This window comes from Acerihabitans arboris (assembly GCF_010131535.1).
Classification (GTDB): Bacteria; Pseudomonadota; Gammaproteobacteria; order Enterobacterales; family Enterobacteriaceae; genus Acerihabitans; species Acerihabitans arboris.
In genome coordinates this window covers 139830-157429 of the sequence record NZ_WUBS01000006.1, presented here as the reverse complement: position 1 = coordinate 157429, position 17600 = coordinate 139830, and the positions used below count along the sequence as shown (strand labels likewise).

General features: G+C 57.9%; 12 protein-coding genes and 1 other RNA gene. 5 read left to right on the top strand and 8 right to left on the bottom strand.

The features are described 5' to 3' along the window. Positions 1–6: 6 nt before the first annotated feature. The 5 genes from sufS to sufA all read right to left on the bottom strand — a co-directional run bounded on the left by sufS (position 7) and on the right by sufA (position 5205). Complete coding sequence (gene sufS / locus GRH90_RS10030; RefSeq protein WP_162365799.1) at positions 7–1230, bottom strand: cysteine desulfurase SufS; 1224 nt, start codon at positions 1228–1230, stop codon at positions 7–9. Further along, entirely contained in the window at positions 1214–2515 is a 1302-nt protein-coding gene (sufD, locus tag GRH90_RS10025) for a Fe-S cluster assembly protein SufD (RefSeq protein ID WP_162365798.1), read from the bottom strand. Before sufD ends, sufS begins: the two co-directional genes overlap by 17 nt. After that, positions 2490–3236 carry a Fe-S cluster assembly ATPase SufC gene (gene sufC, locus GRH90_RS10020; protein WP_162365797.1) on the bottom strand — a complete coding sequence of 249 codons (747 nt, stop codon included), beginning with the start codon at positions 3234–3236 and terminating at the stop codon, positions 2490–2492. The genes sufD and sufC overlap by 26 nt, the downstream gene beginning before the upstream one ends. Positions 3237–3314: 78 nt before the next feature. Further along, the gene (sufB, locus tag GRH90_RS10015; protein ID WP_162365796.1) at positions 3315–4820 is read right to left on the bottom strand and encodes a Fe-S cluster assembly protein SufB; all 1506 of its coding nucleotides are present in this window, start codon (positions 4818–4820) and stop codon (positions 3315–3317) included. 13 nt (positions 4821–4833) lie between these two features. Continuing rightward, a complete protein-coding gene (gene sufA / locus GRH90_RS10010; RefSeq protein WP_162365795.1) occupies positions 4834–5205 on the bottom strand; it encodes a Fe-S cluster assembly scaffold SufA in 372 nt (123 codons plus the stop codon). 766 nt (positions 5206–5971) lie between these two features. Between sufA and GRH90_RS10005 the strand changes: the two genes are divergently transcribed. After that, complete coding sequence (locus tag GRH90_RS10005) at positions 5972–7177, top strand: MFS transporter (RefSeq protein ID WP_162365794.1); 1206 nt, start codon at positions 5972–5974, stop codon at positions 7175–7177. 3 nt (positions 7178–7180) lie between these two features. Here GRH90_RS10005 and GRH90_RS10000 read toward each other — a convergent pair whose 3' ends face one another. Next, on the bottom strand, positions 7181–7603 hold the full coding sequence (locus tag GRH90_RS10000; protein WP_162365793.1) for a hotdog fold thioesterase: 423 nt from the start codon (positions 7601–7603) through the stop codon (positions 7181–7183). Then, positions 7603–10797 carry a D-2-hydroxyglutarate dehydrogenase YdiJ gene (ydiJ, locus tag GRH90_RS09990; protein ID WP_246235968.1) on the bottom strand — a complete coding sequence of 1065 codons (3195 nt, stop codon included), beginning with the start codon at positions 10795–10797 and terminating at the stop codon, positions 7603–7605. The genes GRH90_RS10000 and ydiJ overlap by 1 nt, the downstream gene beginning before the upstream one ends. Before the next feature lie 311 nt (positions 10798–11108). On the opposite strand from ydiJ, the gene ydiK reads away from it, so the two are divergent. Both ydiK and rprA read left to right on the top strand, forming a co-directional pair. After that, positions 11109–12215: an AI-2E family transporter YdiK gene (gene ydiK / locus GRH90_RS09985; protein ID WP_162365792.1), complete on the top strand. Its 1107-nt coding sequence runs from the start codon at positions 11109–11111 to the stop codon at positions 12213–12215. A 156-nt stretch (positions 12216–12371) separates the two neighbouring features. Next, positions 12372–12475: antisense sRNA RprA (gene rprA, locus GRH90_RS09980), an RNA gene on the top strand. Between the two features lie 121 nt (positions 12476–12596). Here the strand turns inward: rprA and ppsA are convergent. Further along, positions 12597–14972, bottom strand: a complete 2376-nt coding sequence (ppsA, locus tag GRH90_RS09975; RefSeq protein WP_162365791.1) for a phosphoenolpyruvate synthase — start codon at positions 14970–14972, stop codon at positions 12597–12599. Positions 14973–15141: 169 nt separating this feature from the next. Between ppsA and ppsR the strand changes: the two genes are divergently transcribed. Both ppsR and GRH90_RS09965 read left to right on the top strand, forming a co-directional pair. Beyond that, positions 15142–15963 (top strand): posphoenolpyruvate synthetase regulatory kinase/phosphorylase PpsR, encoded by an 822-nt coding sequence (ppsR, locus tag GRH90_RS09970; protein ID WP_162365790.1) that lies wholly within the window; start codon positions 15142–15144, stop codon positions 15961–15963. A gap of 107 nt (positions 15964–16070) precedes the next feature. Continuing rightward, positions 16071–17117: a 3-deoxy-7-phosphoheptulonate synthase gene (locus GRH90_RS09965; RefSeq protein ID WP_162365789.1), complete on the top strand. Its 1047-nt coding sequence runs from the start codon at positions 16071–16073 to the stop codon at positions 17115–17117. Positions 17118–17600 lie beyond the last annotated feature (483 nt).

Genomic DNA, 17600 nt, shown 5'->3' with positions numbered 1-17600 from the left:
TCAGAATTAACCCAGCAACTGCCGCACGCGGATCAAACCGGCCACCAGCCGATCGATGTCTTCCCGGGTGGTATAGAGCGCCAGGGAAGCGCGGCACATGCTAGGCACCTGATAATACGCCATCAGCGGCATGGCGCAATGATGTCCGGTGCGGATGGCGATGCCGTACTGATCGAGGAAACTGCCCACGTCATAGGCATGGTGCTTGCCCAGGTTAAAGGCGATTGCCCCGGCGCGATCGGCGGGGCCATAGAGGATCAGATCGGGCACCTGCTGCAGCGCCTCCAGGGCATAACGCATCAGCTCCCGCTCGTAGGCATGGATATGGTCGATGCCCAGGGCCTCCACATAGCTCAGCGCGGCGCCCAGCCCCATCATCCCGGCGGTATTGGGCGAACCCGCCTCAAAGCGCCATGGCGCGTCCAGGAAGGTGGTGCCTTCGCTCAGGCTGACGGTGCGGATCATCGAACCGCCCCCTTCCCACGGCGGCATGCCGTCGAGCAGCTGTTTTTTGCCGTACAGAATGCCGATGCCGGTCGGGCCGTAGATTTTATGGCCGGAGAACACGTAGAAATCGCAATCCAGCGCCTGCACGTCCACCTTCTGGTGCATGATGCCCTGGGCGCCATCCACCAGCACCACCAGCGGGGCCAAGGCGCGCGCGCGCGCTATCAGCCGGTCGAGCGGATTGACCGTGCCCAGGACATTGGATACCTGGGTGATTGCCAGCAGGCGGGTACGCGAATCCACCAGCGCGTCAAGGCGCGACTCATCCAGCCGCCCGTCGGGCAGCAGCGGCAATACGCGGATTTCAACCCGTTTTTCCAGGGCGATCATCTGCCAGGGAACGATATTGGAGTGATGCTCCATTTCGGTAATAATCAGGTTGTCGCCGGGCTGGAAAAAATGCCGGCCATAGCTGTTGGCCACCAGGTTGATGCCTTCGGTGGTGCCTTTGACAAAGACGATTTCATCCACCGAGGCCGCGTTGATAAAACGCGCGGCCTGGGCGCGGACGTCTTCCATCCGGCCGGTGGCTTCGGCGCTCAGGGTATGGATGCCGCGATGTACGGCGGCATATCCCTGGCGATAATAGTCGCTTTCACTGTCGATAACGACGTTGGGCTTCTGGGAGCTGGCGGCGCTGTCCAGATAGGCTAGCGGATGCCCGTTAACCTGCCGTGCCAGTATCGGGAAATCCGACCGGACGCGCTCAATGGGATAAGACATTCACTCCCCCCTGTAAAGAATCGGCGATGCGGGCCAGAACCGTTTCCCGTACCGTCTCGTTACCAATCGCCTCGGTGATTTCAGCGGCGAAGGCATGGATAATCATTTTTTCCGCATCCTCGTGGCGAATGCCGCGCGATCGCAGGTAGAACATCTGCTCTTCGTCGATACGCCCCACGGTGGCGCCATGGCCGCATTTCACGTCGTCGGCGTAAATCTCCAACTGCGGTTTGGTATCGACTTCGGCCAGGCGATCCATCAACAGATTGTTATTGGTCATCTGCCCATCGGTCTTGATGGCGTGCTTAGCGACTTTGATCAGCCCGTTAAACACACCTTTGCCGCGCTCGCGCGCAATGACCTTATGCAGCTGACGGCTTAGGCAATACCCTTTATTATGCTCAAGATACGTCCGGGTATCCGTTACGTCGTTGCCCGACGGCAGCAGCAGGCTGTTGATAGCCAGATCCGAGCCTTCCCCGTCGAGCCGGGCGCTGGTCTGGTGGCGGGTCAGCCCCGCGCCCAGCAGGAAACTGCTGCTGCGCACCACCGCATCGCGGCCGATATGAATATCGTTATGGGCAAAGTGGTAACTGGCGCGGTTTTCGAACGCCAGCTTAATATGCGCCACCTGGGCGTTATCGCCAACCATCAGCGTCAGGCGCGAGCCGGTAAAATGCGCCTGGCCGTCGTCGATGCTGACAAAATGTTCGATAATCTGCGCCTGCGCCCCGCTCGCCACCTCGATATGGTGACGGTAATGCAGCGTATTCAGCGCTTCCCCGTTCGCCCCGCCGCTGCTGATATGCAGCAGGTAGAGCGGTTTTTCCGCCGCCTTACCGGCCGGCAGGCGCACGCGGGTGGTTTCGCGGCTCAGGCTTTCGGTCAGGTGCAGGAAAATCTCCGGCTGGATAGGCTCGGGCAACGTCAGGCGCTCGGCGCCCCGCTCGACGCTGACCTGCCAGAAGCCGGTATCGACATCGCTCAGCCTTGGCTCGAAACGGCCGTCGACAAATACCAGGCGCACGGCCTCCAGACCCAGGCTCAGTTGGTCGCGCCGCTGCGGGCTGACGCTTTTGGCTTCCATAAAGGCGAAGCTGTGCGACAGCAGGCCGTCCAGCGGGGTATATTTCCAGTTTTCGTGTTTACGCGTCGGCAGGCCGAGGCGTTCGACGCTATGCCAGTGTTCATAGGCCTGGGCGGAGCGGCTCAGGCTCTGTCCCTCGAACAGATGGTGCCATTGTTGCAACGCCTGGGCATTATTGTTGTTCGGTAAGCCAGCCATAGCCTTGCTCCTCAAGCTGTTTCACCAGGGAAAAATCACCGGATTTAACAATGCGCCCCTGGTAAAGCACGTGTACGTGATCCGGTTTGACATAATCCAGAATACGTTGGTAATGGGTCACGATAATAAACGAGCGGCGCTCGTTGCGCAGCGAATTGACCCCGTGCGCCACCACTTTCAGCGCATCGATATCCAGGCCGGAATCGGTCTCGTCGAGGATGCAGAGTTCCGGCTCCAGCGCCGCCATTTGCAGAATATCGTTACGTTTTTTTTCACCGCCCGAGAAACCGACGTTTACCGAGCGGGTCAGCAGATCGGGCGGCATCTTCAGCAAGGCGATTTTTTCTTCGATAAAATCGGCAAAATCAAAGCGGTCCAGGGGTTCCTGGTTACGGTACTTACGCACCGCGTTAACCGCGGTCTGCAAAAAGAACTGATTGCTGACGCCGGGAATTTCCACCGGATACTGAAACGCCATGAAGATGCCTTCGCCAGCCCGTTCTTCCGGTTCCAGCGCCAGCAAATCCTTGCCTTTGAACAGCACTTCGCCGTCGGTGACCTGATAATCATCCCGACCGGCAAGCGTGGCGGACAGGGTGCTTTTACCGGACCCGTTCGGCCCCATGATCGCATGCACCTCGCCGGGCCTGACTTCCAGGTTCACTCCTTTGAGAATGGCATTATCTTCCACACTGACGTTTAAATTGCGAACTGTTAACATATTTTTTCCTTTACCCGACTTTCTGTGCGCCCGTACTGGGAGCCAATGCTGGTGCGCGGTCGGCAACTAAAAGCAGGATTAACCCACGCTGTGTTCAAGGCTGATGGCCAAAAGTTTTTGCGCCTCGACGGCAAATTCCAGCGGCAGCTCCGAGAACACGTCCTTACAGAACCCGTTAACGATCATCGAGATGGCGTCGTCCTCGCTGATACCACGCTGGCGGCAATAAAATAGCTGGTCTTCGCCAATGCGCGAGGTCGTCGCCTCATGCTCCAGCTGGGCGGTATTGTTGCGCACTTCCACATAAGGGAAGGTATGCGCGCCGCTTTCGCTGCCAATCAGCATTGAGTCGCATTGGGTAAAGTTTCGCGCGTTGGTGGCGCTGGGCATGATTTTTACCAGGCCGCGATAGGTATTCTCGCTGTTGCCGGCCGAAATGCCCTTGGAAATAATGGTTGAACGGGTATTCTTGCCGATATGAATCATCTTGGTGCCGGTATCGGCCTGCTGGCGCCCGTTGGTCAGGGCCACCGAGAAGAACTCGCCCACCGAATTATCGCCGCGCAGGATAACGCTCGGATATTTCCAGGTAATGGCCGAACCCGTTTCCGACTGCGTCCATGACATCTTGGAATTTTCACCTGCGCATAATGCGCGCTTGGTCACGAAGTTCAGGATGCCGCCTTCGGTTTCGCTGCCGGCGAACCAGTTCTGCACCGTGGAATATTTCACCTCGGCGTTTTTGTGGGCAATGACCTCCACCACCGCGGCGTGCAACTGGTAGCTGTCGCGCACCGGCGCGGAGCAGCCTTCGATATAGCTGACATAGCTGCCTTCATCGGCAATCAGGATGGTGCGTTCGAACTGGCCGGTTTTCGCGGCGTTAATCCGGAAATACGTGGACAGCTCCATCGGGCAGCGCACCCCTTTCGGGATATACACGAAGGTGCCGTCGGAGGCGACGGCGGAGTTCAGCGCCGCGAAGAAATTATCATTCGGCGGCACGACGCTGCCCAGGTACTGGCGCACCAGATCCGAGTGCTCGTGGATGGCTTCGCCAAATGAGCAAAAAATGATGCCTTCTTTCGCCAGCTTATCGCGATAAGTGGTCGAGACGGACACCGAGTCAAAAATAGCGTCAACCGCCACTTCCGCGCCTTCACGCACCGGCACGCCCAGCTGATTGAACGCCTTTTCCACTTCGTCGGTCAGGTAGTTTTTGGCCGCGTCCGGGCCTGACTGCTGCATCGCCCCCGGCTGGGAACCGCAGTTGTCATCGCAGCTGCCGCACGACGGCGCGGAGTAATAGCTGTAATCGTTATAATCCAGCTTTTTATAATGCGCTTTCAACCAGTGGGGTTCTTCCATGTCCAACCAGGCGCGGTAGGCATTAAGACGAAACTCCAGCATCCATTCCGGTTCATTACGTTTAGCCGAGATCGCCCGCACCACGTCTTCACTGATGCCGTGAGCCAATTCGTCGGTAACCAACTGGGTAAAGAAGCCCTCTTTATAACGTTCGCTCTTAATCCAGGGCTGCGCGGCGTCAATCGCCTCAGGAGTTTCTATATTGCTTCGTGCCATAATGGTTCATCGCTCAAAGACCAAAACTTTCGCCACACCCGCAGGCATGCTGAGCTTTGGGATTGTTGAATTTAAATACGTGATTCAGGCCTTCCTGCACGAAATCCACCTCGGTGCCGTCGATAAAAGGCATGGCTTTCAGCGGGACAAAAAGACGCGCGCCGTCACGTTCATAGACCAGCTCGTTTTCACCCGCTTCGGCCGCCACGTCCATCACGTAACCGAAACCGGCGCAGCCGGACTGCTTGACGCCGAGCCGTAGTCCCCGCATAGCGGAATTGTTCTCCATCAGATGACGGATTTGCCTGGCGGCGGCCTCGCTCAGGGTCAGCCCTTGCCAGATGTTTTCTTCCAATGAAAACGTTGCAACAGTGTCCATTTGCATAAAACTTACCTCTCAATGTTTCAAGCCGATAAACAGCAATCTCTCTATGTTAGTGATATGAATTATCACTGCAACCTTGCACTTTGCAGGGGAATAGGTAAAAGTAGCGTTCAAAACGGCTCTATGGTTAATTATAGCCGCTATATTAGATGCCGCTTCGCTGCCCCGCCCACGTGTTTTTTTTATAATATACTGATATGAAAGATATTTTTATCAACATAACCCTATTAAAAATACCAGAACTTTTACGCCGGCGAATATAAAAATAATCATCGAAAAAAACTATTTTTATGGAAGGTTTAATCAAAAATAACATTAGCATGGCGTGACCACGCATTTGCTACCCGTTTTTTAATAAGCCCCGGCCGTCAATCACCCGGCTATTAGCACAAATCAGCGCCGCGCTAATTGATAATGATTACCATCCCTATTTTAATTAGCATTAATTACGCATAAATATTCATGTTAATACTTTTTGTGCGCCGGATAAATCCCGGCCGGCGTCGGTATGCGCATCCATTTACCTTACCCCCGCCATCGGGTGGCTGCACAAGCAATATGTGCGGTTGGTCACACATGGCCAGCAGCGGTTCGTTCACATTTATTATACAATTATATCACAGTTACTGGCAAAACCGCGGGCGCTAATTGCCGCGCTGGCGGCCGCATCAGCCGGAAGTCACGATTTTTTGCATTTTTTATCGCGCCGTCCGGCCACACGGACGGTATGCTAACGCTTCCCTCTCTGCCCGGATAACCTGTCCTTATGCCCTTGCCAGCCGTTTCCCCACCGGTGCTGAACACGCCTCAGTTAAACCGCCGGATCTTCCCCATCGTTTTTTTTACCTTTATCTGCTACCTGACCATCGGCATCCCGTTGGCGATAATCCCGGGATTTACCCACAATACCCTGGGTTACAACCAGGTAATCGCCGGTTTTGCCATCAGCATACAATATGCGGCAACCTTGCTCAGCCGTCCCCATGCCGGACGTTACGCCGACCTGCTGGGACCGAAAAAAGTGGTGCTGATAGGGCTGGCCTGTTGCAGCCTGAGCGGGTTATTTTGCCTGCTGGCCAAAGGGACGGCGGGCCTGCCGTGGGCCAGTCTCGGGTTGCTGTTCGCCGGACGACTGGTCCTTGGGGTGGGTGAGAGTTTCGCCAGTACCGGCTCGATACTTTGGGGCATGGCAAGCGTGGGCCAACGGCATACCGCACGCGTCATTTCCTGGAACGGCGTGGCCACCTACGGCGCCATCGCCATCGGCGCGCCGCTGGGAGTGTGGTTAAACGACGTTGGCGGCTTCGGCGCCATCGGCGCGTTTATCCTGGTTGCCGCCCTGCTCGCCTGGCTGCTGGCGCTGCGCAAAACCCCGATATCGATTACCCCCGGCAAACGCATTGCCTTCAGCATCGTGGTCGGCAAAATCTGGCTGTATGGGCTGGGCCTGGGATTAGGCACCATCGGATTCGGCGTAATTGTCAGTTTTATCACCCTGTATTACGCCGAACATGCCTGGGGCGGCGCCGCCTTCGCGCTGACCCTGATGAGCAGCGCCTTTGTCGGGGTGCGCCTGGTGCTGGGCAATTCCATCCATAAATACGGCGGGTTGAACGTTTCACTGCTGTCGTTTATCGGTGAAACCCTGGGGTTGCTGTTAATCTGGGCGGCGCCCAATCCGGTAGTGGCGGGCCTGGGTGCCTTGCTGACCGGGGCCGGTTTTTCGCTGGTCTTCCCGGCGCTGGGAGTGGAGGCGGTTAAACAGGTCGCGCCGCAAAACCAGGGCACCGCGCTCGGCACCTTTTCGGCCTTTCTGGACCTGGGCCTTAGCCTGGCCGGACCGGCGGCGGGACTGGTAATGTCCCATCTGGGCATGTCGAGTATCTATTTGTGCGCGGCGGCGATGGCCGCCCTGGCGGCGCTGCTGATGCTGCGCCTGAAATCGCGCTTTACGCCGCGGCAGACGGAGTGATGGTTACGCCGCCGGCCTGAGCACCACCGTGGTCAGGCGGCAAATGCAGCTGATCTTGCCGCGCCCGTCATAAATGCGGATATCCCACACCTGGTGCGTGTTACCCAGATGGATCGACCGGCAAACGGCCCGCACTTCGCCGTCGGTGACCGGTCGAAGATGGTTGGCGTTGATGTCCAGGCCGACCACCATTTCCTCATTTTTAGTGCACAGGTAGCCGGCCACCGACCCGAGGGTTTCGGCCAATGCCACCGACGCGCCGCCGTGCAGCAGGCCGAACGGCTGGCGGGTACGTTCATCCACCGGCATCACCGCCTCCAGTTCGTCGTCGCCTATGCGGGTATAGACCATGCCCAGGTGGGCGGCCAGGGTGCCTTCGCTTTGTCGGTTAAGGGCGTCTAATGACGTCGGGCGGTTCCATATCATTAAATAATCTCCAGCAATGCCTGCAAGGGATGGCGGATGCCTTCTCCTTCGATACGTTTGACCTGGCTGCGGCATGAATAGCCGGTGGCCAGGCAGCGGGCGCGCGGCAGGCGCCGCAGGGCCTGTTGCCATGACAACGCGTAGATACCCAGGGAATTCTCGACATTGGCGCTTTCATGACCGTAGGTGCCGGCCATGCCGCAGCAGCCGACGCTGACGGTCTCAAGGCTGGCGCCGAAACGGGCAAAAATCGACGCCCACTGCTGCCCGCTGGCCGGCAGCTCGGTGGATTCAGTACAGTGTCCGAATAGATACCATCCCCGATCGGGCTCGCGCGCCGGCGTGCGCGCGAGATCCGCGCCCACCGCCGCGCCGCTGTTGCTGCTCGCCGCGCCCGCCGTTGCGCCACGGGCGTCGCTATTATTACCCCCGGCGGGGCCAACGGCCGCAGGTTGTTGTGACGTTGTCACTTTCGTCTGGTATGGGGTCGCCGGCCGCAGCGCCAGCAGCCATTCATGCACCAGCAATACCTGGAAATCACCGCGCCGATCGCCGAGGATTTCACGATATTCATCCCGGTAGCAGAGCACCAGCGCCGGATCTACGCCCACCATCGGCAGCCCCAGGCGCGCGGTGCGGTTAAGGAAATCGGCGGTTTTAGCGGCGGTTTTAGCAAAACGCTGCAAAAAGCCCTTGATATGCTGTGCTTTGCCGTTGGGAGAAAACGGCAGCATGACCGGCGTGCAGCCCAGCTTTTCCACCAGCCGGACAAAATCCGCCACCACCGCGGCGTCGTAATAACTGGTAAAGGGATCCTGCACAATCAACACATGTCCCTGGCGCTGCGCGGGCGTCATCGCCTCAAGCTGCTCCAGGGTGATGCCGGCCGCGCGATGCCCGCTAAGACGGGCGCGCAGGGATGGCGCCGAAAGCAGCGGCAAATCCACCATGCCGATATGCGCGCGGCTCAGCTCCCGCAGCCACGGCTGCCGCAGGAAAAAGTTAAACACCCGCGGCGCGCGCGCCATCAGCGGCGCGTAGCCCTCGACGCCCGCCACCAAGTGGTCGCGCGCCGGCCGGAGATAACGGCTGTGATAGAGCTGGAGGAAACGGGAACGGAAGCCCGGCACGTCTATTTTTATCGGACATTGGGTCGAGCAGGCTTTACAGGCCAGGCAACCGGCCATCGCCGCTTTGACCTCATGGGAAAAATCATACTCGCCCCGTCTCGCCCGCCGGCTGTTGCGCGCACGGGCGGCCAAATCGCGCAGGGTGGCGATGCCGGTGGGCAGGTTTTTTTCCAGCAATAACGGATCGACCCCCTGCCCGGCCAGCAGGCGCAGCCACTCCCGCACCAGAGTGGCGCGGCCCTTCGGCGAATGGATGCGATCGCCGGTGATTTTCATCGACGGACACATGGGGCTGCGCGCGTCAAAATTAAAGCACAGGCCGTTGCCGTTACACTCCAGGGCGCCGCGAAAGGATCCGCGCACCGCCACCGGTATTTGCCGATCGTAGGTGCCGCGCTTGATCGCGTCGATTTGTTTCATTGGCGCATCGCTATCCACCGGCGCGCAAATCTTGCCGGGATTGAGCCGGTTGCCGGGGTCGAAGGCCGATTTAATCCGCCGCAGCTCATGGTAAAGCGCGGCGCCGAAAAAGTCCGGACTGTACTGGGCGCGGAAGCCCTTGCCGTGCTCGCCCCACAGCAGGCCGCCATATTTTGCCGTAAGCTGCACGATGCTGTCCGACAATTGTTTCATTAACACTTCCTGGGCCGGATCGCACATATCCAGCGCCGGGCGCACGTGCAGCACGCCGGCGTCCACATGGCCGAACATGCCGTAGCTGAGGTGATGCCCGTCAAGCAACTGGCGGAACTCAACGATATAGTCGGCCAGATGTTCCGGCGGGACGCAGGTATCCTCGGCGAAGGGAATCGGCTTGGCCGCGCCCTTGCTGTTGCCAAGCAGGCCCACCGCTTTTTTGCGCATGGCATAGATACGTTCGATATCGGCCAGCCGCTCGCAGATTTGATAACCGATGACGCCGTCCCGCCCTTCGCGCATCAACGTGTCCAGGCCCCGGCACAGCGAGGACAGCCTTGCGTCGATTAGCGACTGGTCGTCGCCGGCGAATTCGACGATATTCAGACCGAGCATCTCCCGTCCGGGCACATCCTGGATCTGGTCGCGCACCGAATGCCAAACGATATCCTCCCGCGCCAGGTTCAATACCGTCGAGTCCACCGTCTCCACCGACAACGCATGGGCCCGCAGCATAAACGGCGCGTTGCGCAACGCGGAGTTAAACGAGTCATATTTTACGTTTACCAGCCGGCGGACCTGCGGCAAAGGGGTAATATCCAGCCGCGCCTCGGTGATGAACGCCAGCGTCCCCTCGGAACCGGTAAGGATGCGCGTCAGGTCAAAGGTTTGCAGGTCGTCGCTAAACACATGGCGCAAATCATAACCGGTGAGGAAGCGATTCAGTTTAGGGAACTTTTCCAGGATAAGCTGGCGCTGCTCGCGGCAACGCCCAAGCACCGTACGATAGATCCGCCCCGCCGCGCCGTCTTCTTCGGCAAGCCTTTCCGCCTCGGCGGTGGGCATGGCGCGGGTATCGAGCAGTTCTCCGCCCATCAGCACCGCCCTGATGCCCAGGACATGATCGGAGGTTTTGCCATAGACCAGCGAACCCTGGCCCGATGCGTCGGTATTGATCATGCCGCCCAGGGTGGCGCGGTTGCTGGTGGACAGCTCAGGGGCAAAAAAGTAGCCCAGCGGACGGAGATACTGATTGAGCTGATCCTTGATGACGCCGGCTTCAACCCTGACCCACCCCTGCTCGGGATTAACCTCGAGGATATGGTTCATGTAGCGCGACATATCCACCACGATGCCAGTATTCAGCGCCTGGCCGTTGGTCCCGGTGCCGCCGCCGCGCGGGGTAAAGGTCAGCGCGGCAAAGCGCGGGTCCTGCGCCAGGCGGCTGATGATCAGCACATCGTCGGTGGAGCGCGGGAACAACACCGCATCGGGCAACAACTGGTAAATGCTGTTATCGGTCGCCATGGTGAGGCGGTCCGCGTAGGTCGTGGCGCTGTCGCCGGTAAAGCCGTTGAGCTGCAGCGCGTTGATAAAATCGATCGTCGGTTGGGCAAGTCCCGGCGCCTGGGAGATCTGTGGGATCATTGACTGTGAGCCTGCTTTTTAAATGTGAATGGGGTCGGCATAATGGTTCTTTTGAGGGGGCGTCCCGATTGTTTTATCATATTTTTTTTTAGCGCGCGCCGTTGCCGGCGAAAAAACTTCCGTTGGCATGATTTCCCGCCGCCGCCATAAATGCCGGTTTGCGGTGATAAAGCGTTAAATATTTAGTTACGGCCTGTCAAAAAACGGTGAAATAACGCATCATTAAGCTGGTTGCTGATGAACGGATCCCGTTTCTCCGATCGCTGTCATACCGTATTGACCAGCCCGCTTATTGAGGTGAAAACTTTTTCATGGATTACCCGCGTCAACTGCTTGATCTGCCAAGGATGCTGTTTAGCGTTACCTTTATCGCGCTGATGACCCTGGCGTGTTTTTGGGTGGTACAACCTTTTATCCTGGGGTTTGCCTGGGCCAGCATGGTGGTGATAGCCACCTGGCCGTTATTGATTAAAATACAAGGCTTACTCTGGGGTCGGCGGTCGCTGGCAGTGGTCGTCATGACCCTGTTGCTGGTGCTGCTGTTTGTGTTGCCGGTATCCATCCTTATCAGCAGCGTCATTGACAACAGCGCGCCGCTGGTGGCCTGGGCGACCCAGCCGAACCGGCTGACCCTGCCGACGTTGCATTGGCTGCGCGACGTGCCGTTGGTCGGCCATAAGCTCTATTCCGGCTGGCAAACCATGATTTCCGGCGGCGGCGGCCCGCTGGTGACTAAAATACAGCCTTATATCGGCCAGTCGGCCACCTGGCTGTTATCGCAGGTGGCGCAGGTGGGCAGTTTCCTGATCCATTGCGGCCTGATGATCCTGTTTAGCGTGCTGCTGTATATCCGCGGCGAGCGCGTGGCCCTGGCGGTGCGCCATTTCGCCATTCGCCTGGGCGCCGAACGCGGCGACGCGTCGGTCCTGCTGGCCGCGCAGGCCATTCGGGCGGTGGCGCTGGGCGTGGTGTTGACCGCCATCGTGCAGGCGGTATTGGGCGGCATCGGCCTGGCGGTGTCCGGCATCCCCCTGGCCACCATCCTCACCATCGTCATGTTTATCATGTGCATTGCCCAATTGGGCCCGCTGCCCATCCTGATCCCTGCCATGATCTGGCTTTACTGGAGCGGCGATACCACCTGGGGCACGGTGCTGCTGATATGGAGCTGCGTGGTCGGCACGCTCGACAATATCCTGCGGCCGATTTTTATTCGCATGGGCGCGGATTTGCCGATACTTCTGGTATTGTGCGGCGTCATCGGCGGATTGCTGGCGTTCGGCATGATCGGCCTGTTTATCGGTCCGGTGGTGCTGGCGGTATCCTACCGGCTGATCTTTGCCTGGGTCCATGAGGCGCCTTCGCCAAGCGAAATGCACGATCCGGAAAAACACCTGAGCGACCTGTCTGAACTGTAGGCCTTAATGGTTAGGTATATAACGTTGCCAGATGGGGTAATACTCATCTGGGTATTAATATGTCACCGGTATTAGCCGTCAGTTTTATTAACCTTTTGTTTACTTATTCGGAGGATTCTTAATGACTCTCCGGCGCGTAATTAATATGATTACACCATCAATTAACTCAACTTACTGATTTTTAAATCAAGGTTTCCCCTGAGTTAAACGAATTGCTGTGTGTAGTCTTTGCCCGTCTCATAGGATGGGCTTTTTTTTCGTTTTTTTTCCGTCATCCGCGAATATCATCAAATTAATATCTATCCGGCTATTTCTTTGCCATTCTAAACAAATAAGCCGGGTTGCCCCGGCTTATTTGTTTACCTCTCGACGTGCAACTATTCAAAGCTCAGCCAGGCTCAGCCAGGTTTTCACCACGGTATCCGGATTAAGCGACAAGCTGTCGATGCCCTGCTCCATCAGCCAGGCGGCGAAATCCTCATGATCCGATGGTCCCTGGCCGCATATGCCGACGTATTTACCCTGCTGCTTGGCCGCCTTGATGGCCATCGACAGCAGCGCTTTCACCGCCTCGTCGCGTTCGTCAAACAATTCGGATACCAGCCCCGAGTCGCGGTCCAGGCCCAGCGCCAGCTGGGTCATATCGTTCGAGCCGATGGAAAAACCGTCAAAATGCGCTAAAAATTGATCCGCCAGCAGGGCGTTGGACGGGATTTCGCACATCATGATGATCTTCAGCCCCTGCTCGCCGCGCTTAAGCCCCTGGCGCGCCAGCTCATCCACCACCGCCTTGCCCTGCGCCACGGTGCGCACAAACGGCACCATGATTTCGACATTGGTCAGGCCCATATCGTTACGCACCCGTTTAATGGCGTCGCACTCCAAGGCAAAACAGGCTTTGAAGTTCTCGGAAACATAACGGCCCGCGCCGCGAAAACCCAGCATCGGGTTTTCCTCGTCCGGCTCGTAGCGCTCGCCCCCCACCAGGTTGGCGTACTCGTTCGACTTGAAATCGGACAGGCGCACGATGACCCGTTTTGGCCAGAACGCGGCGGCAAGCGTCGAGACCCCTTCGGTAAGGCGGGCAATATAGTACTCTTTCGGGCTGTCATAGCCCTGGATCAGATCGTTGATTTCCTGTTTCAGCTTAGGCGTCTGATCGTCAAACTCAAGCAAGGCCCGGGGATGGACGCCAATCATACGGTTGATGATAAATTCCAGTCGCGCCAGGCCCACGCCGTCGTTGGGCAGACCGGCAAAATCAAACGCCCGGTCGGGATTGCCGACGTTCATCATGATCTTCAGCGGCAACACAGGCATCTTGTCGATGGTAGAGCTGTTAACGGCAAAATCCAGCAGCTCCTGGTAGACATAACCGGTATCGCCTTCCGCGCAGGACACCGTGACTTCCAGGCCCTCGGCCAGGCGTTCGGTGGCATCGCCGCAGCCCACCACCGCCGGAATGCCCAGTTCACGGGCGATAATCGCCGCATGACAGGTACGCCCGCCGCGATTGGTGACAATGGCCGAGGCCTTTTTCATAATCGGTTCCCAATCCGGGTCGGTCATGTCGGTCACCAACACGTCCCCGGCCTCGACCCGGTCCATTTCGCTGATATCATGGATCACCTTGACCGGCCCGGCGCCGATGCGATGGCCGATTGCCCGGCCCTCAATCAGCACCTCGCCACGCGATTTAAGCTGGTAGCGTTCCATCACCTGGCCGCGCGAGCGCACGGTTTCCGGGCGGGCCTGGACAATAAACAGCTGGCCGGTGTGCCCGTCCTTGGCCCACTCGATATCCATCGGCCGTTGGTAATGTTGCTCAATTTGCAGCGCCTGGCGGGCCAGATCCTGTATTTCCCCATCGGTCAGGGCAAAACGGCGGCGCTCGCGTTCCGGCACATCCTCGATGCGCACCTGTTTGCTGTGTTCCTGGCTGTCGGCATACACCATGCGAATTTTTTTTGAACCGATATTGCGCCGGACGATAGCCGGTTTCCCCGCCGTCAGCGTGGGTTTATGCACATAAAATTCATCGGGATTGACCGCGCCCTGCACCACCATTTCGCCCAGGCCGTAAGCGGCGGTAATAAAGACCACCTGGTCAAAGCCGGACTCGGTATCAATGGTAAACATCACGCCCGCGGCCGCCAGGTCCGATCGCACCATGCGCTGCACGCCCGCGGACAACGCCACGCCGCGATGGTCATAACCCTGGTGCACCCGGTAGGAAATGGCGCGATCGTTGAACAGCGAGGCATAGACGTGCTTGATGGCCGTCATGACGGCGTCGATGCCCTGTACATTAAGGAAGGTTTCCTGCTGGCCGGCAAACGAGGCGTCGGGCATATCCTCGGCGGTGGCGGAGGAACGCACCGCGAATGACGCCTCGCCGTCATCCGCCGACAGCTGGTCGTAGGCGTCGCTGATAGCGCGTTCAAGCTCCGGTTGGAACGGCGTATCGATGATCCATTGCCGAATTTGCTTGCCGGCCTGGGACAATTCACCAATATCGTCGATATCGGTGTGATCCAGTAAGTCATAGATACGCTGGTTGATGCCGCTTTGATTAAGGAAATCGTTAAAGGCTTTGGCCGTGGTGGCAAAACCGTTGGGCACTGAAACCCCCAGGGCGGATAAATGCGTGATCATTTCGCCCAGGGAAGCATTCTTACCGCCAACGCGGTCTACGTCATGCATTCCGAGCTGGTTGTACCATAATACGCTATCTGAATCATTGTCAGCTTGAGACATCTGAGTCATCCTTTCATAACTTATAATGAAATAGGGTGTTGCCAGTGATAATGCCGGGTGTTGACGACTTACTGAGCGTAGCATAAAGCGTATTGCATCTGCCTAAGATGAATCGTGCCAGCGCCAAAAATCAGAGTTTGCCTTAACAAAACCAGCCCAGGAGAGCACCATGGAACGCAGCGTATTCTTTATTTCCGACGGCACGGCCATCACCGCTGAAGTGGTCGGCCACGCGGTGCTGTCGCAATTTCCGGTGTCGACCACCAGCTATACCCTGCCGTTTGTCGAAAGCGAGGCCCGGGCGATTGCGGTCAGCGAGCAGATCAACGCGCTGTATAAACAAAGCGGCGCGCGCCCCCTGGTGTTTTATTCCATCGTGTCGCCGGTGGTCCGCGCCATCGTGGAAAACAGCGCCGGCTTTTGCCAGGACGTGGTCCAGGCCCTGGTGGCGCCATTGCAGCAGGAACTGGGCCTGGCGCCGGACCCGGTGGCGCATCGTACCCATGGCCTGACCGCCACCAACCTGACCAAATACGATGCCCGTATCGCCGCCATCGATTACACCCTGGCCCATGATGACGGCATCTCGTTGCGTAACCTGGATCAGGCGCAGATTATCCTGCTGGGCGTGTCGCGCTGCGGCAAAACGCCCACCAGTATTTACCTGGCCATGCAGTACGGCATCCGGGCCGCCAACTATCCGTTTATCGCCGATGATATGGATAACCTGCGCCTGCCCGCGGCGCTCAAACCCTATCACGATAAGCTGTTCGGCCTGACCATCGACCCCGAGCGGCTGGCGGCCATTCGCGACGAACGCTTGAATAACAGCCAGTATGCCTCGCTGCGCCAGTGCCGGCTGGAGATCAATGAAGTGCAGTCGCTGTTTCGCAACCATCAAATCCCTTTTCTCAATTCAACCAATCATTCCGTGGAAGAGATGGCGACCAAAATAATGGATTTGCTGGGATTAAACCGGCGCATGTACTAATTCAAATTGTATTATTATTTTTGAATTCATGTGCTTTTAGTTTATTGTGACAGGCATCACTTCCCGGTATTTCCACCGTTGCGAAGAAGCCATTTTAGAGATTGTCCATGTTTAACACAGATGAATTGCGCACCAGGCGCATAGGTCGTCTTATCGAGCCGGCGAAACTCGCCGAATTATTGCCTCTTACCCCGCAGGTCGCGCAACATGTCACCGCCGCCCGCCAACGCATCGAGAACATCCTGCACGGACGGGACGCGCGTTTGCTGGTGGTGGTGGGCCCCTGCTCCATCCATGATACCGACGCCGCCATCGACTATGCCCGGCAGTTGAATACCCTGCGCGTTCGTTACCAGGATCGCCTGGAAATCGTGATGCGCGCCTATTTCGAAAAACCACGCACCGTCGTCGGCTGGAAAGGCATGATCTCCGATCCGGGCCTGGACGGCAGCTACCGGGTTAACGACGGTCTGGAAGCCGCGCGGCGCCTGCTGCTGGCGATAAACGAAATGGGCATGCCCACCGCCACGGAATTCCTGGATATGGTGATCGGGCAGTATATCGCCGATTTAATCAGCTGGGGCGCCATCGGCGCCCGCACCACCGAGAGCCAGATTCACCGGGAGATGGCCTCGGCGCTGTCCTGCCCGGTCGGGTTTAAAAATGGCACCGACGGCAATACGCAGATTGCCATCGACGCCATTCGCGCCGCCCGCGCGTCCCATATGTTCCTGTCGCCGGATAAACAGGGCCAGATGACCATTTACCAAACGGCGGGCAATCCCTACGGCCATATCATCATGCGCGGCGGCCGCGCTCCCAACTATCACGTGGCGGATGTGCAGCAGGCCTGCGCGCAATTGCAGCAATTTGAGCTACCGCCGCATCTGCTGGTGGATTTCAGCCACGGCAATAGCCAGAAACAGTATCGGCGCCAACTCGACGTGGCAGAATCGGTGTGCGGGCAGATCGGCGACGGGTCGCGGCTTGTGGTCGGCATCATGGCCGAGAGCTTTTTGGTGGAAGGCAGCCAGGCCCTGATCCCCGGCCAGGCGTTGACCTACGGCCAATCCATTACCGACGGCTGCCTGGGGTGGGAAGACAGCGAGCGGCTGCTGGCCATGCTGGCCGCTGCCGCGGACAGCCGCTTCTGATAACATAACGCTATCCTATCCGCGGCCGGTCATCGGCCGTCTTAAAGGTTGCGCGACGGCGGCCTTTGAGACAGCCGAGTGCTTGGCAAAATGCAAATTAACCGGACAATGGCCGGCTCACGCTGAATTTAAACGATTTCCGATCTTATTGTACGTTGTATGCCTGCCCCCCTTAGTGATAATCAAGACAGCCCAAATAGCCGAGGTGAAGCATTATCGGAGGGGCATCCTCAATAGTATTCTGCCGGCGAGCAATGATCATAAGGAATCGGCGCATGCTAAGGATAGAATGCTATAGGTATTTTTTAACTTAATTGATCTTTTCTTATTACCAGGATAATGACACCGTGAACGTTTCACCGCCTCCGCTGGAGCAGGATATCTCCAGGTGCCCGCCCCACTCTGGCGGCGCCAGTTCATTTGCGGCCGGGCCGACGCCCAAAGCCGGCTTTTTTTATGCTAATAATAATCACGTAATAAGGT

What these genes read in the sequence shown, in the direction of transcription:
- ppsA (WP_162365791.1), bottom strand. Translation starts at nt 14,972, where the DNA reads ATGTCTCAAGCTGACAATGATTCAGATAGCGTATTATGGTACAACCAG.
- ydiK (WP_162365792.1), top strand. Translation starts at nt 11,109, where the DNA reads ATGGATTACCCGCGTCAACTGCTTGATCTGCCAAGGATGCTGTTTAGC.
- ydiJ (WP_246235968.1), bottom strand. Translation starts at nt 10,797, where the DNA reads ATGATCCCACAGATCTCCCAGGCGCCGGGACTTGCCCAACCGACGATC.
- sufS (WP_162365799.1), bottom strand. Translation starts at nt 1,230, where the DNA reads ATGTCTTATCCCATTGAGCGCGTCCGGTCGGATTTCCCGATACTGGCA.
- GRH90_RS09965 (WP_162365789.1), top strand. Translation starts at nt 16,071, where the DNA reads ATGTTTAACACAGATGAATTGCGCACCAGGCGCATAGGTCGTCTTATC.
- sufA (WP_162365795.1), bottom strand. Translation starts at nt 5,205, where the DNA reads ATGCAAATGGACACTGTTGCAACGTTTTCATTGGAAGAAAACATCTGG.
- sufB (WP_162365796.1), bottom strand. Translation starts at nt 4,820, where the DNA reads ATGGCACGAAGCAATATAGAAACTCCTGAGGCGATTGACGCCGCGCAG.
- sufC (WP_162365797.1), bottom strand. Translation starts at nt 3,236, where the DNA reads ATGTTAACAGTTCGCAATTTAAACGTCAGTGTGGAAGATAATGCCATT.
- sufD (WP_162365798.1), bottom strand. Translation starts at nt 2,515, where the DNA reads ATGGCTGGCTTACCGAACAACAATAATGCCCAGGCGTTGCAACAATGG.
- GRH90_RS10000 (WP_162365793.1), bottom strand. Translation starts at nt 7,603, where the DNA reads ATGATATGGAACCGCCCGACGTCATTAGACGCCCTTAACCGACAAAGC.
- GRH90_RS10005 (WP_162365794.1), top strand. Translation starts at nt 5,972, where the DNA reads ATGCCCTTGCCAGCCGTTTCCCCACCGGTGCTGAACACGCCTCAGTTA.
- ppsR (WP_162365790.1), top strand. Translation starts at nt 15,142, where the DNA reads ATGGAACGCAGCGTATTCTTTATTTCCGACGGCACGGCCATCACCGCT.